The organism is Burkholderia sp. SRS-W-2-2016, assembly GCF_001931485.1.
GTDB lineage: Bacteria > Pseudomonadota > Gammaproteobacteria > Burkholderiales > Burkholderiaceae > Paraburkholderia.
This window is the reverse complement of the sequence record NZ_MSDV01000059.1, coordinates 62280-76366: the sequence shown is the minus strand read 5'-3', so window position 1 is coordinate 76366 and position 14087 is coordinate 62280. Positions and strand designations below refer to the sequence as shown.

General features: G+C 66.2%; 17 protein-coding genes. 11 read left to right on the top strand and 6 right to left on the bottom strand.

Annotation, left to right across the window (positions count from 1 at the left end):
* Window positions 1-87: 87 nt before the first annotated feature.
* On the bottom strand, window positions 88-369 hold the full coding sequence (locus BTH42_RS25835; RefSeq protein WP_075304007.1) for a DUF4148 domain-containing protein: 282 nt from the start codon (window positions 367-369) through the stop codon (window positions 88-90).
* 167 nt (window positions 370-536) lie between these two features.
* Between BTH42_RS25835 and BTH42_RS25830 the strand changes: the two genes are divergently transcribed.
* The 3 genes from BTH42_RS25830 (at window position 537) to BTH42_RS25820 (ending at window position 2865) form a co-directional block, all read left to right on the top strand.
* The gene (locus BTH42_RS25830; protein ID WP_075304006.1) at window positions 537-1286 is read left to right on the top strand and encodes an anti-sigma factor; all 750 of its coding nucleotides are present in this window, start codon (window positions 537-539) and stop codon (window positions 1284-1286) included.
* A 188-nt stretch (window positions 1287-1474) separates the two neighbouring features.
* A complete protein-coding gene (locus BTH42_RS25825) occupies window positions 1475-1993 on the top strand; it encodes an RNA polymerase sigma factor (RefSeq protein ID WP_075304005.1) in 519 nt (172 codons plus the stop codon).
* A complete protein-coding gene (locus BTH42_RS25820) occupies window positions 1990-2865 on the top strand; it encodes an anti-sigma factor (RefSeq protein ID WP_075304004.1) in 876 nt (291 codons plus the stop codon). The genes BTH42_RS25825 and BTH42_RS25820 overlap by 4 nt, the downstream gene beginning before the upstream one ends.
* Window positions 2866-2876: 11 nt before the next feature.
* Here the strand turns inward: BTH42_RS25820 and BTH42_RS25815 are convergent, their stop codons facing one another.
* Window positions 2877-3764 (bottom strand): AraC family transcriptional regulator, encoded by an 888-nt coding sequence (locus BTH42_RS25815; protein ID WP_075304003.1) that lies wholly within the window; start codon window positions 3762-3764, stop codon window positions 2877-2879.
* Window positions 3765-3965: 201 nt separating this feature from the next.
* Here BTH42_RS25815 and BTH42_RS25810 point away from each other — a divergent pair, with 201 nt between their 5' ends.
* Both BTH42_RS25810 and BTH42_RS25805 read left to right on the top strand, forming a co-directional pair.
* Window positions 3966-4886: an NAD(P)H-binding protein gene (locus tag BTH42_RS25810; protein WP_075304031.1), complete on the top strand. Its 921-nt coding sequence runs from the start codon at window positions 3966-3968 to the stop codon at window positions 4884-4886.
* A 45-nt stretch (window positions 4887-4931) separates the two neighbouring features.
* Window positions 4932-5168: a hypothetical protein gene (locus BTH42_RS25805; RefSeq protein ID WP_075304002.1), complete on the top strand. Its 237-nt coding sequence runs from the start codon at window positions 4932-4934 to the stop codon at window positions 5166-5168.
* 36 nt (window positions 5169-5204) lie between these two features.
* Here BTH42_RS25805 and ribA read toward each other — a convergent pair whose 3' ends face one another.
* Window positions 5205-5855: a GTP cyclohydrolase II gene (gene ribA / locus BTH42_RS25800; protein WP_062127657.1), complete on the bottom strand. Its 651-nt coding sequence runs from the start codon at window positions 5853-5855 to the stop codon at window positions 5205-5207.
* A gap of 291 nt (window positions 5856-6146) precedes the next feature.
* On the opposite strand from ribA, the gene BTH42_RS25795 reads away from it, so the two are divergent.
* Window positions 6147-6590, top strand: a complete 444-nt coding sequence (locus BTH42_RS25795; RefSeq protein ID WP_075304001.1) for a CBS domain-containing protein — start codon at window positions 6147-6149, stop codon at window positions 6588-6590.
* Between the two features lie 323 nt (window positions 6591-6913).
* On the opposite strand, the gene BTH42_RS25790 is transcribed toward BTH42_RS25795, so the two are convergent.
* Together BTH42_RS25790 and BTH42_RS25785 are read right to left on the bottom strand one after the other, a co-directional pair.
* Entirely contained in the window at window positions 6914-7255 is a 342-nt protein-coding gene (locus BTH42_RS25790; protein ID WP_075304000.1) for a DUF4148 domain-containing protein, read from the bottom strand.
* 301 nt (window positions 7256-7556) lie between these two features.
* On the bottom strand, window positions 7557-8186 hold the full coding sequence (locus BTH42_RS25785) for a DNA-3-methyladenine glycosylase (RefSeq protein WP_075303999.1): 630 nt from the start codon (window positions 8184-8186) through the stop codon (window positions 7557-7559).
* Window positions 8187-8661: 475 nt separating this feature from the next.
* Here BTH42_RS25785 and BTH42_RS25780 point away from each other — a divergent pair, with 475 nt between their 5' ends.
* Both BTH42_RS25780 and BTH42_RS25775 read left to right on the top strand, forming a co-directional pair.
* Window positions 8662-9027 (top strand): BON domain-containing protein, encoded by a 366-nt coding sequence (locus BTH42_RS25780; protein WP_075303998.1) that lies wholly within the window; start codon window positions 8662-8664, stop codon window positions 9025-9027.
* 424 nt (window positions 9028-9451) lie between these two features.
* The gene (locus BTH42_RS25775) at window positions 9452-10534 is read left to right on the top strand and encodes a calcium:proton antiporter (RefSeq protein ID WP_075303997.1); all 1083 of its coding nucleotides are present in this window, start codon (window positions 9452-9454) and stop codon (window positions 10532-10534) included.
* A gap of 49 nt (window positions 10535-10583) precedes the next feature.
* Here the strand turns inward: BTH42_RS25775 and BTH42_RS25770 are convergent, their stop codons facing one another.
* Complete coding sequence (locus BTH42_RS25770) at window positions 10584-11477, bottom strand: LysR substrate-binding domain-containing protein (RefSeq protein WP_075303996.1); 894 nt, start codon at window positions 11475-11477, stop codon at window positions 10584-10586.
* Between the two features lie 255 nt (window positions 11478-11732).
* Here BTH42_RS25770 and BTH42_RS25765 point away from each other — a divergent pair, with 255 nt between their 5' ends.
* The 3 genes from BTH42_RS25765 to BTH42_RS25755 all read left to right on the top strand — a co-directional run bounded on the left by BTH42_RS25765 (window position 11733) and on the right by BTH42_RS25755 (window position 14051).
* Window positions 11733-12569, top strand: a complete 837-nt coding sequence (locus BTH42_RS25765) for a transporter substrate-binding domain-containing protein (RefSeq protein ID WP_075304030.1) — start codon at window positions 11733-11735, stop codon at window positions 12567-12569.
* A gap of 61 nt (window positions 12570-12630) precedes the next feature.
* Entirely contained in the window at window positions 12631-13392 is a 762-nt protein-coding gene (locus BTH42_RS25760) for an amino acid ABC transporter permease (RefSeq protein ID WP_075303995.1), read from the top strand.
* Between the two features lie 2 nt (window positions 13393-13394).
* Window positions 13395-14051: an amino acid ABC transporter permease gene (locus BTH42_RS25755; protein ID WP_075304029.1), complete on the top strand. Its 657-nt coding sequence runs from the start codon at window positions 13395-13397 to the stop codon at window positions 14049-14051.
* Window positions 14052-14087 lie beyond the last annotated feature (36 nt).

Here is a 14087-nt window from a genome sequence, read left to right as displayed (position 1 = left end):
TTCGAAGAATTCGCGCGCGCCGGTTGTGCGCCGGTTGTGCGCCAGTTGCCTGCGAGTTGCCTGCGAGTTGCAAAGCGCTGCGTCGATTCAATTCGCACCGGCAGCCGGTGCGCCGGTCGTCGCGACGCGGCTCGCGGCGGCCGCCGCCTGCGCGGCGAGCGCCTGTTTGCGCTGCTCGACCTGCGGCGCGAACATCGGATTGACGTCCGGATAGGACGCATCGGTGATGTAGTCGAGACCGTTCTGCTGCGCCTCGATCAATTCCTGGTACACCTGAGCACGGGTCTTGCCCTGCGCCAACGCGCCCGCCGAAGCGGTCGAAGCGGCGAGAACGACGAAGGACAACGCGGCCAACGAGAACTTGTTCATGATCGACTCCTGAGAGAGTTGTGCGGGTTCGCATCGAGCAGAACCACCGCACGGCGGGGTTTATTCCTGAATCGACGGCGCATGAAAAAGATCGTTTTCAACGGGAATAAACGCACCCTCGCGGTGTTCACCTTCCGATCGCCGCCCTCCTTCGACCACGCCTCACCATGACCTCGACCGATCACCCGTCCGGCGGCTCGCCATCGGAAGCCGAGATTCAGGCTTATGCCGATGGCACGTTGACGCCCGAACGCGCGGCGGCGCTGCGCGACTATCTCGGCAAGCATCCGGCGGAAGCGCGGCGGGTCGCGTTCTACGACCGGCTCAACGCGCAGATTCAGGCAAGCTTTCCGAGCACCGACAAGCCGGAGCCGGGGTCGGAGCCGGCGCCGCAACGCGCCGGCGGCTCGCCGCGCGGGCGTGGGCGCCGGGGCCAGCTCCCGGCCAGCCGCACGCGCCGTACGCTTGCACTGTTCGCCACCGTCGCGCTGACGCTGGCCGCCGGCAGCGGCTGGCTCGCGGCCTCCCAGGTGTCCGCGCCGGCGCTCGACAACGCCGCCGTGATGGCGCTCGCCGAACTCAGCGCACGGCCCTTTTCCGCCGCTTCGCCGACGCGCGTCGATCCGGCCGCGCCGGAACTCGGCGCGATCGGGCTGCGGCTGGTCGAGCAACGCGTGCTGCAACTCGGCCCGCTGCAACGCGCGAACGAGTTCGTCTATCTGAACGGCGACCAGCAACCGGTGGTGGTGCTGTCGGCCGCGGCGCCGTTCGCGCGCGAGCAGCCGCAATGGTCCGCGCGCCGGGTCGGCGAACTGCGGCTGCTGACGTGGACCGCGCAGCGGCAGCGCTTCGTCGTCGCGGGCAATGCGCGGACCCACGGGCTGATGCGCGCCGCCGACGTGATGACCGCGCGATGACCGCAAGCGGACCGCACGTTAAGCGCAGCCCGAAACGCGACGGAATAAAATGCCCGCACAGGTGTTTGCTGGTCGAAGGCGCGATACGCGGGCCGCTTGCGCGACCGGACCGAAGCGCCTCGTGACCGACCGGACCAAGCCGATGCCGATGCCGATGCCGACCTCAAGCCCCAGAACCGGGACCCATCATGGATGTGCGTGACGAATTGATGGAGCACGTGCCGCGTCTACGACGCTATGCACGCGCGCTGATCAATAACCGCGAGCTCGCCGACGACCTCGTGCAGGACACGCTCGAACGCGCGCTCGCCCGCACCCGCCTGTTCCAGCCCGGCACCGATCTGCGCGCGTGGCTGTTCACGATCATGCACAACGTGTTCGCGAACCAGGCGCGCAAGGCGTCGGCGCGCGCGGTCCACGTCGCGGTCGACGACGACAGCATCGCCGAAAGCGAGCTGGCCGTGCCGTCCGCGCAGATCCAGTCGCTCGAAATGCGCGATCTCGACTACGCGCTGCAGCGGCTGCCGGTCGAACAGCGCCAGGTGGTGCTGCTGGTCGGTCTCGAAGAAATGAGTTATGCCGATGTCGCGCTCGCGCTGAACATCCCGATCGGCACGGTGATGTCGCGCCTGTCGCGCGGACGTGAGCGGCTGCGGGCATTGATGGCGGGCACTCAGCCCGGAGCGAAATTACAGGTGGTGCGATGAGCGAGCCGCAAATGCCGATCGGCGAAGAAGATCTCCACGGCTACGTGGACGGCACGCTGTCCGGCGAGCGCCGGGCCGAGGTCGAGCGCGCGCTCGAACAGAATCCGGAACTGGCCGCGCGCGTCAGCGATTATTTTTCGCTGAACAGCATGTTCCACGAGCGCTACGACCGCGTGCTCAACGAACCGGTGCCGAAGCGTCTGCAAAGCGGCGCGCCGCGCCGCGCGTGGAGCGCCGCGAACTGGCCGCGCTATGCCGCGCGGTTCGCCGGGATGGCGGCCGCGCTGGTGCTGGGCATCGGTATCGGCATGCACCGCAGCGAGCTGATCGGGCCAGTCGCGATCGACACCGCCGATTCTCGTGTCGACCAGACCGTCGACCAACGCGGCGGTCCGCACGCCGACGCGCGTGTGGTCAGCGCGGACAGCGCCGAAGGCTTCGCACGCCAGGCGGCGGTCGCGCACGTGGTCTACATGCCGTCTGTCGAGCGTCCGGGCGACATGAGCGCCGAGCACGAACAGGATTTCGTGCAGTGGCTCGCGAACCGGCTCGGCACCCAGGTGCATCCGCCGATGCTGTCGAAGAGCGGCTTCATGCTGTCGGGCGGCCGCCTGTTGCCCGGCGCCGATGGTCCGACCGCACAGTTCATGTATCGAGGACCGAACGGCGAGCGCGTCACGCTGTGCATCTCGCATCGGCGCGAGAACGCGAACACGACGGCGTTCAAGCTGTATCAGGCGGGGCCGGTCAACGTGTTCTACTGGGTCGACGGCGATTTCGGCTATGCGGTGTCGGGCGGGATCGATCGCAAGCAGTTGCTGCAGCTCGCGCATGACGTTTATGCGCAGTTGACCGGCGCGGCGCCGGGGTGATGGCGCGAGCCTCAGGCAGCGGCATCGTCACGCGCGCTCCCGCGCAGTTCGCGCGGCGTCACCCCTAACAGCCGCCCCATCCAGTGCGCCATGTGACTCTGATGCGCAAAGCCGGTATCGAGCGCGATCCGGCTCGCGCTCAGGCGTCCTTGCAGCAGTAGCGCGCGGGCGCGCTCCACCCGGCGCTGCACCACGTATTGATGCACGGGCACGCCGAGCGTCTCGCGAAACAGCGCCTTGAAATGCGGCACGCTCAGTTGCGCGTGCGCGGCGAGATCCTCCAGTGTCAGGCGCTGGTCGAGATTCGCATCGATAAACTCGATCACCCGTGAGGCCGTGCGCGGCGCCAGTGTCCGGCGGCGCTTTCCTTCCACCGGCTCGCCGCCGATCAGCCGGACCAGCATCGCCGTGCTCAGACTTTCCGCGTAGAGCGGATCGGACGCGTCGTCTGCGTCGAGTTCCGCGCGCAGTGCCCACGCGAGATGCTGAAAGCGCGCATCGCGTATCTGGAAACGAGGGCGCAGTTGTGCGTCGGATGGCTTCGACGTCAGTTGCTCGAGGGTCCGTTGCGCGAAATCGTCGGCGAACCAGACGCTGAAGATCGTGCAGGCGGCGTCGTCGGTCCACTGTCCTTCGAGTCCGGCGGGGATCAGATCGGCGTCGCCGTGCGCCTGGATTCGCGTGAGGCGGCGCGCATCGCACAGACAGCGCGCGCTCACCGGCGCGCCGACGTGTACGCCGACGCGGTGATGCCGGAACGCCGGCAACCGGTGCAAGCCCGCCGACACGTTGACCAGCTCCGCGCCGAAGCCCTGCCAGCCGAGTCCGTTGCTCGAGCGCACGGCGATGCGCGAACCGGTGTGCGGCGCGGGTGCGGGGATCGGGGTGACGGCGTTCATCGCGGCTCTCCTTGGCGGCGGCGGAATGCGTGCATTGTGCGGCGTTTCTAGCAGTTTCGCTGAGGCTGCGAAATTCGGTACTGCCCCGGCCTCTGCCGCCGAAGAAAATCATCCGATTCCGCGCAACTCCATCCACGCCTGCGCGCTTTGCTCGCGCCGCGTCCCTACGATGACGTCATACCGATCATCGAGGAGCGCAATGTGTTCGTCATATTTGGAGCTGCGGGACCTGTCGGCCGGGCGAGCGCGAGCGCGCTGCGGCGCGCGGGCCATCCAGTGCGCGCGGTGGTGCGCGACCAAACGCAAGCCGCGGCGCTCGCGGCCCTCGGCTGCGACATCGCGCGCGCCGACCTGAACGATGCGGAAGCGGTGACGCGCGCGATCGATGGCGCGCACGCGGTGCAGTGGCTTTGTCCGGTGCCGCGTGCACACGACGACCCGGCCGCCGCGATGCGCGCCACGATCGACGCCGGGGTCGCCGCCTTTCGCAAAGCCGCGCCGACGACGCTGCTCGCGCTATCGGACTACGGCGCCGAACAGCCGGAAGGCACCGGCATCACCACGCTGTTTCACTACCTCGAAACGCGCTTACGCGGCGTCGCGTCTTCGCTGACATTCCTGCGCGCCGCCGAACACATGCACAACTGGGCGCGCGTGCTGCCGGTCGCGCTCGAGCGAGGTGTGCTGCCGAGTCTGCATCATCCGCTCGACAAGCTGTTCCCGACCGTGGCCGCGCGGGACGTCGGCGAACTCGCGGCGCAATTGCTGCTCGACGGCGGAGCGGGAAAGACTCAAGCGACGCCGCGCATCGTCAGTATCGAAGCCGCGCAGCGGGTGAGCGCGCTCGATGTCGCCCGCACGCTGCAAGAACTGTCCGGGAAGCCGGTCGCCGCTCACGCGGTGCCGCGTGACGAATGGAACGCCGTGCTACGCGGCGCGGGTCTGGGCGAGCGGCATGCGCGGCTGATCGTCGATCTGTACGACGCGCACAACGCGGGCCGCATCGACGTCGAGGCCGGCGTCAGCGAGCGGCGCTTCGGTGCGACGACGTTGAAAGATGAATTGGTGGCACTGTTGTCGCGCGTGGCCGGTGTTGAAACGCGGGCGCGGAGCGTGGGATGAAGGCCGAAACAGCCTTGAAGATGTGATCGACCGAGGAGAGAAAGCATGCACACCTGCCCGTTGCGGCGCACGTTCATCGAGGTGCAGGCAAAACAATGCGGGCGTCGCGGAGCATCCGACACATCGCCAGCCGAACCCGCGTCGCTGATTCACGCGAAGCGGCCAGTTGCCCGACGCTGGCTTTCTATCGCGATAACCATCGCGAACCTGCTCGGCTGGCGCGAACTAGCAACCCTGCTAGACACGCTCCCCGACAGCAACGACGATTTCGGCCTGCCCTAAGTTTTAAGTTCTGAATGCCGGACAGGCCAGAACCGCTCACTCGTTCTCGTCGAAGTAATGCCCAAACTTCAACTGCTTGGTGCGGATATAGCGCTCGTTCTCTTCGCGCATCGGAATCGCCAGCGCGACCCGCTCGCACACCGGAATGCCGTGCTTCGACAGCGTGTCGAACTTCTCCGGGTTGTTGCTCATCAGCCGCACCGACGTGACCTTCAGCGTGCGCAGAATGCCCGCGGCCGAATCGTATTCGCGTGAATCATCGGGCAGACCGAGATCGAGATTGGCCTCGACGGTATCGCGCCCCTGCTCCTGCAGCGCATACGCGCGAATCTTGTTGGACAGCCCGATCCCGCGCCCTTCGTGCCCGCGCAGATACAGCAGCACGCCGCAACCCTCGGCCGCGATATAGCGCAGCGCAAGGTCGAGCTGCTCGCCGCAGTCGCAACGATAGGAACCGAGCACGTCGCCGGTCAGGCACTCGGAGTGCAGGCGCGTGAGCACGGACGACTGGTTCGCGACATCGCCCATCACGAGCGCGAGATGTTCGGCGCCGCTGTCGACCACCCGAAACACATAGGAAGTGAAGGTGCCGTAGCGCGTGGGAAGCGTGGCGGTGGCGTCGAGAACGACGCATTCGCCGGTGACGGCGCCGTCCGCTGCGGGCGATGAATCCTGAGACGTGAGCATGGCGTTGAACAATGGTGCTGACATGAACCCGGTCGCGCCGGGGATGAGGTGTGGACTGCGAGTTTACCGCTAATCCGCATGCGATACGTGGATGCCCCTTCGCGACGGCGGGAACCGCCAGGCCAAGCCGCCCGCGCCCCGCACCCGCGCCGCCGACCCGCCACGCATCGTTCGGGCCCGCCCACGTATTCCCGGTGTACCGCGGCCACACGTCCCGCCTATACTTGAAGCGCCTGTCCCACACGACAGTGCGCCATGCCGGCGTACTGCACTGCGAAACGGAGCCGCTCCATGACAAGCGTTGCACAGCTTCTTAAAACGAAACCGAACCCCACCGGCGTGTACACGATCGGAGCCGACGATTCCGTCTACGAGGCGATCCGGCTGATGGCCGACAAGGGCATCGGCGCGCTGGTGGTCACCGACGGCGACAGCATCGCCGGCATCGTCACAGAGCGCGACTATGCGCGCAAGGTGGTGCTGCTGGACCGCTCGTCGAAGGCCACGCCGGTACGCGACATCATGAGCAAGGCGGTGCGCTTCGTGCGCCCGGACCAGACCACCGAAGACTGTATGGCGCTGATGACCGAGCGGCGCATGCGCCACCTGCCGGTGATCGACAACGAACGGCTGGTGGGGATGGTGTCGATCGGGGACCTGGTGAAGAACATCATCGCGGAGCAGCAGTTCACGATCCAGCAGCTCGAGTTCTACATCCACGGCGAAAGGCCCTGAGCCGGGAGCGCAGTCCTGATCACTTGCCACGCGGCAACCGTTGCCCGCTGACGCGGACGCAAAAAAAGCCCAAACCTCGCAGAGCTTGGGCCAAGCTACCTTGCGGCAGCGGAGGTTCCTTCGAACAGGACCTCAACGCGCGCACGACTGACACGCTTGCCGGTTCAGTGGTGCGTCGCGCTGGATAGCAAAATCGGGTGGTGCAAGCGGAGCGCGCTGTTAATCGCGGCGCGCTCCGCTTTTTGCTGCGTGGACGACCGGCCGGCTTCGGCTGTTGCATCTGAAATCGGAAGCCTGGCGCGCCGGCGCCGGTGTCCAATCAATCAGTTACCGAAATACACGCCGCGTGCGCCGGTCATCGGCTGGGCCACCCCGCCCGACTGGGTCGAACCGCTCATCGGCGCGCCGTAACCGCTGGTGTCGGCGACCGGGTGAGTCTGCGCGAGCGTGGGGTTTTGCGCCTGGATCTGGCGTTCGGCGGCCTGGACGTCGGCCGGATAGTTCGTGTCGTTCGCCGTCGCCGGGTTATAGCCGGCCTGTTCCAGCTGGATCAGCTGGTTGCGCACTTCCGCGCGGGTGACGGGTTGCTGGCTCGACTGCGCGAACGATACGACCGGTGCGGCGAGGACGGCTGCAATAGCGACTGCCTTGATGAGCGATTTCATGATGACTTACCTCCAATCTGTTTTATGTGCATCGCGGGCCACGTGTTGTGTCGAGCGATTGATCTCAGTCTAGTCATCGGAATCACAAGGGAAAACCCTTAATTTCGAGATAGATAATTGTTTTCGTCGCAATAATTCACGCTGCATTGCGGTCATCGTCCGGCGCAGCGTTTATCGCGCCGTAACAATTGTCGGCTTCGTAATTCTTGCGTCTGACATTTCCGCAATTCGTCTGAACCGAGCGAGTTTCGCTACGACGCGCGTCAGGACAGCGCAAATTGTCCCCCGCACTCCGGCGCGCTCAGGCGCCCGAATGCGGGACTAGCAACAGCTTGCGCGGGCCGCTGACGAATGCGCTGCCCGGCTCGAAGAATCGCAACGGCCGATGCATTTCGCGCGACAAGCCGATTCGCGTCGTCACCCCGAGCGGCGCGGTGCCGGTCTCGATCACGCCGATCCACAATCCGCGCCCGCTGCACAGATCGCGGCCGTCGAACGCCTGGCCGATACCGAACGCCATCGTCAGCCGGCCGGGGCCGCGCGCGAGATCACGCAACGGCACGCCCGGGCGGCGTGCTTCCATCAGCGCCAGTCCTTCGAGCGGCTCGAGCGCGCGCAGCAGAATCCCGGCGCCGACCTCCTCCGCCTCGGCCGACATGTTCAGCATGTACGACACGCCATACGTGAGCCGCACGTACGCGTGACCGCGCGCGAGAAACATCGAGCCGTTGTACGGCCGCCGGCCGACATACGCATGGCTCGTCGAATCGCCGACCGGGTACGCCTCGGTCTCGACGATGCGCCCGCTCAGACGCCCTTCGGGCAGATCGTGCACGAGATATTTGCCGACCATGAAGCGCGCGAGTTCGACGGTGTCGACCGGCAGATCGTCGCGATGCAACGGTCGAATCGGCAAAGGTTCGGATCGCATGGGTGGAAACGTCCTGACGCTGAGAGTGAAAGAGTGAAAGTGACGAACCGGATCGCAGCCAGCCGCCAAACCCGCCAGCCAGCCCGCCAAATCCGCAAGCATGAGACCAACCGCACGCGCGGGTCCAGCACCGCCGCAAATCCCAAAGAATGGCCAAAAACACCCGCCGCACCGGCTCCGCACGCCATCGCCCGTGCGCGATCGGCCCATTCGTTGTACCGACGCCGCACTTTCCCAGCGCGCTAACGGCAACATGGCACTAATTGCTGTATCGTGTGTCTCCGGCCGTCTACACGGCCGTTTGCGTTGCGGGTCCGCGCGTCGAATGACGGGCGGACCCGCTGCGCATTCCGGCTGAAGCAAACGCACGGCTGCCGTACCTGTTCCATTCAGATTGAATCCCGCTGTACCCGCTGGTGAATAAAAGGTCCCCGTCCGGGGAGACAGACGTACCTAAGACAACAGGAGAAGTTGAATGAAAGCAATCAAGATGATCGGCGGCGCACTGATCGTGCTCGCATCCCTCAACGCTTACGCACAAAACGATGCAGCTTCGGCGGCAGCAGCGGCGCCCGCGGCATCGGCACCGACCGCCAAGCAAACGGCCAAGCAGACGCGCGCGGCGAACCGCGCGCTGTCGCGCAAGGTCCGCGGCGTGCTCGCCCGCACCAAGGGCCTGACGGTCGGCAACATCACCGTGCGCGCACGCGAAGGCGCGATCACGCTGGCCGGCTCGGTGCCGGAAGCAGCGCAGATCGACCTCGCGACGAACGCCGCGCAAGGCGTGCCGGGCGTGACCTCGGTGAAGAACGCGCTGACGATTCGCGCGATCGGCCAGTAAGCTGAATCCGCAGTAACGCAGCAAATTGGCGCCGATGCCGCAAGCAACGCATCGGCGCCATTCAAGACTCAAGCTCCAGCCGGCAACGGCTTTCATCCCGCACGGTGTTCGGACCGCCTCAAGCCAGGATTCCCCTGCGCCGCCGAAACCGCGATACTTTCCACGCGCGACGTCCGTTCAGACGCCGGCGTCCCTTCCGCAGCACGATGCCCGCTTCCCCGACCGCCGTTCGGACCGCACCAGTTCGCGTCGTCGCTCAGCGAGGCAACCGGCCGCAGCGCAGCGCCCGCTCGATCATCGTTAGCCCTTATAATTTAATGGCTTAGCGTATCTTTTTGAGATATTGCTTCAGGTTCGTCCCATATTGAAAAACAGGTGAGCGCCGGTTCGTCCGCCCTCCACACGCACCCAAGAGGAAGACCGCATGACTTCGCCCACACCCGTGATGCCCCGTTGGACCCTCGTCGTGCCATTCGTCGCATGGATCGTGCTCGGCGCCGCCTATGCGGTGCCCGGCAACGCGCTGCTGCTCGCGGTGGTCGGCATCTCGCTGTGCGCGGCGGTATTTGCCGCCGTCCACCACGCGGAAGTGGTCGCGCACCGGATCGGCGAGCCGTTCGGCACGCTGGTGCTGGCGGTCGCCGTGACCGTGATCGAGGTCGCGCTGATCGTCTCGGTGATGCTCACGTCGGGCCCGGAAAAAGCCGGTCTCGCGCGCGACACCGTGTTCGCGGCGGTGATGATCGTCTGTAACGGGATCGTCGGGCTGTGTCTGCTGGTGGGCGGCATCCGCCACCTCGAGCAGGACTTTCAGAGCCGCGGCGCGGCGGCGGCGCTCGCGGTGCTCGCGTCGCTGTCGGTGCTGACGCTGGTGATGCCGAACTTCACGACCACCAGCGCCGGCCCGATCCTGTCGAGCTCGCAACTGGCGTTCGCGGGGATTTCGTCGCTGGTGCTGTATTGCGTGTTCGTGTTCGTGCAGACCGTGCGCCACCGCGATTACTTTCTTGCCGGCGTGCCCGACGAAGACGTCCATGCCGAACCGCCGAGCGCCAAGGATGCGTCGATCAGCGGCGCGCTGCTGGTGGTGAGCCTCGTCGCCGTGGTGCTGCTCGCGAAGGTGTTGTCGCCGGTGGTCGAAACCGCGGTGCTGAACGCGGGCGCGCCGCCGGCGGTGGTCGGTATCATCATCGCGGCGCTGGTGCTGTTGCCCGAAGGGCTCGCCGCGGTGCGCGCGGCGCGCGGCGATCGTTTGCAGACCAGCCTGAATCTCGCGCTCGGCTCGGCGCTCGCCAGTATCGGGCTGACCATTCCGACCGTCGCGGCCGTATTCCTGTACATCGGTCAGCCGATCGTGCTCGGCATCAGCGGCAAGGAAATGGTGCTGCTCGCGCTGACGCTGGTGGTCGGCACGCTGACGCTCAGCACGGGGCGCACCACCATTTTGCAAGGCGCGGTGCATCTGTCGCTGTTCGCCGCGTATCTGTTCCTGTCGTTCGCGCCTTGATCAGCGGGCGGCGCGGCGCGCGTGCAACGCCCGCGCCGCGCCGCCGTCCTCACTCCTCCCAATGCGCGACGATCCAGTCGCGAAACAGATTGAGCTTCTGCTGCTGCGCGACCGCGTCCGGATACACGAAGTAGTAGCGCCAGCCGGTCTTGAGCACCGTATCGAACGGGCGCACCAGACGCCGCGCGGCGACGTCCTCGTCGATCAGCGCGAGATCGCTGATCGCGACGCCGAAGCCCTGCGCGGCCGCATTGGTCGCCATGTCGAGCGTGTCGAAGCTCGGACCCAGTTCGGCGTCGATCGCCGCGGCGCCCGCCGCATCCGTTTCCGCGACTTTCGCGAGCCACATCTTCCAGTCGCGATGATCGCGGGTCGGATGCAGCAGCGTGTGGCGCGCGAGGTCGGCCACCTGCGCGAGCGGCTTGTCCTTCAGCAGCTCGGGTGTGCAGACCGGCGTCAGATGCTCGTCGAACAGCGGCACCGCCTGCACGTCCGCGCCCGGCGACGAGCCGTAGATGATCGCCGCGTCGAACGGCTCGCTCTGGAAATCCACAGCGTGCTGCCAGGTGGTCGTGATCTGCACGTGCAGGTCCGGATACTCGGACTGGAAGCGCATGATCTTCGGCAGCATCCAGCGCATCACGCAGGTCGGCACCTTCAGCGCGAGATCGGTGCGCTGCCGCGTCAGGCGCAGCGACATTTCCTCGATCCGTCCAAAGCTCTCCTTGACGACCGGCAGCAGCATTTCGCCTTCGGCGGTCAGCGTCAGGCCCTTCGCGTGCCGCTTGAACAGCGGAAACCGGTAGTAGTCCTCGAGCGCGATGATCTGCCGGCTGACCGCGCCCTGAGTCAGGCACAGATGGTCGGCGGCGCGCGTAAAGCTGCGATGGCGCGCGACGGTTTCGAAAATCTGCAGCGCATTGAGCGGCGGTAGGCGTCGCATCGGTCTATCCACGATCAGAAAAAATCATCGGGCGGCGGGTATGGCGTCCGCCGCGGTATTGCCCGTCAGGCCGACAGGATACGCGATCGGCCGCGCGCGCAGGCGGTGCGCAACGCTCGCGCGAAGGCCGAGCCATGAGCATACGTCATGCAACCCATGCGGATATTTCGATTGTTGCGGGATTTTGGCAAACCTACAGTGCGTCGACATATGACGGATCCGTCAACGCTCACGCTCTCGACCGAGGAACAGACCATGAACCAGCGCCCCGCTCTCCAACCGACCCGCCGCGCGCAGCCGCGCCGCGTGTTCGCCACGCTCGCCGCGACGCTCGCGATGAGCGCGCTCGGCGCGTTGTGCGCGCTGCCCTCGAGCGCGCATGCGGACGCGCTCGACAACATCGCGAAGTCGGGCACGGTGCGCATCGGCGTATTCGAGGACTACCCGCCGTTCGGCTCGATCGGCCCGGACATGAAGCCGGTCGGCTACGACATCGACGTCGCCAATCTGATCGGCAAGGCGCTGAACGCGAAGGTCGAGCTGGTGGCGGTCACCGGCGACAACCGGATGGCCTATCTGGCCGACCGCAAGGCCGACATGCTGCTGTCGGTCGGCCAGACGCCTGAGCGCGAAAAGGTGATCGACTTCTCGCAGCCGTACGCGCCGTACTACCTCGCGGTGTTCGGTCCGAAGTCGCTGCAGGTGAAGAGCGCCGCCGATCTCGCCGGCAAATCGGTGTCGGTCGCGCGCGGCACGCTGGAAGACCTGAGCGTGACGAAGATCGCGCCGCCGTCGGCGAACATCAAACGCTTCGACGATCCGAACGGCGCGATTTCGGCGTTCCTGTCCGGTCAGGCGCAGTTGATGGTGGTCGGCAACGACGTCGGCGCGACGATTCTCGCGCGTCACCCGGCCAACGAGCCCGAGCAGAAATTCTCGCTGTTCAGCTCGCCCGATCACGTCGGCCTGAACAAGAACGAGCCGCGTCTGAAGGCCAAGGTCGACGAAACGATCGCGAAGGCGCGCAAGGACGGCACGATGAACGCGATCTCGCAGAAGTGGCTGCGCGCGCCGCTGCCGGCCGATCTGTGAACGCTGACGCGCGAGCCGTCACGCTCGCGCAGGAATCCGAATCAACGATGAGCACGACGCAATGAGCTACGCGTTCGATTTCAGCGGCTTCGGCCTCTATGCGGACATGCTGGTGCACGGCGCCGCGGTGACCCTCGGGCTTACCGCGATATCGACGCTGCTCGGCGGCATCGTCGGCATCGCCGGCGCAAGCATCGCGGCGGCGGGTCCGAAATGGGCGCGTTGGCTGGTCGCGAGCTATGTCGAACTGATCCGCAACACGCCGTTTCTCGTGCAACTGTTCTTCGTGTTCTTCGGACTGCCGAGCCTCGGTATTCATATCGACGAAGTGCAGGCCGCGATTCTCGCGATGACCGTCAATCTCGGTGCGTATGCGACCGAGATCGTGCGCGCCGGCATCGATTCGATTCCGCGCGGCCAGTTGCAGGCCGCGCAGGCTTTAGGTCTTCAGGGGCGCCAGGTGTTCCGTCACGTGGTGCTGCCGCAGGCGCTCGCCAACGTGTTTCCGGCGCTGCTCGGCCAGGTGCTGATCGTGATGCTCGGCTCGGCCGTGGTCTCGCAGATCTCGGTGCCCGACCTGACCTACGCGGCGAACTTCATCCAGTCGCGCAACTTCCGCTCGTTCGAGGCGTATCTGATCATCACCGCGGCCTATCTGCTGATGTCGATCGTGCTGCGGCAATTGCTGAACCGCTTTGGCCGCGGACTGTTCGCGGGCCGCGCCGCACGCGCCAGCGGCAATGACAACGGCGCTGCGCCACGTAGCTGGTGCCGGCGCCTGCCATGGCGCGGCGGCGCGCGCACACTGCCGACGGAGCGCTGAGCATGGTCGAATTCACGCTGTGGGACATCGCCCGCAATCTGCTGCTGGCCGCGCGCTGGACGGTGCTGCTGTCGGTGATCGCGTTCGTCGGCGGCGGGCTTGTCGGCTTGCTGTTGCTCGCGCTGCGGGTGTCGCCGGTCGCGTGGCTGCGGCGCGTCGTCGTGCTGTACGTCGAGGTGTTTCAGGGCACGCCGCTGCTGATGCAGCTGTTTCTGACGTTCTTCGGGCTGCCGCTGCTCGGCATCGACGTGTCGCCGTGGACCGCGGCCGCGGTCACGCTGACGCTCTACACCAGCGCGTATCTGGTCGATATCTGGCGCGGCTGCGTCGAAGCGGTGCCGCGCGGCCAGTGGGCGGCGGGCGCGAGCCTCGGGATGACGTTCGGCCAGCAGTTGCGCTTTATCGTGTGGCCGCAGGCGCTGAAAATCGCGGTGGCGCCGACCGTCGGTTTTCTGGTGCAGGTCGTGAAAAGCACCGCGCTCGCGTCGATCATCGGTTTCACCGAGCTGACCAAGACCGGCACGATGATTACCAACGCCGCGTTCCGGCCGTTTCCGATCTACGCGATGGTCGCGCTGATCTACTTCGCGATGTGCTTTCCGCTGACGTGGTACGCGCGGGTGCTCGAAAAGCGCCAGAGGGTCGGGCAGCATCGTTGACGGGTACGCCGCGATGGCGCCGCCCGTAAAGAAAAG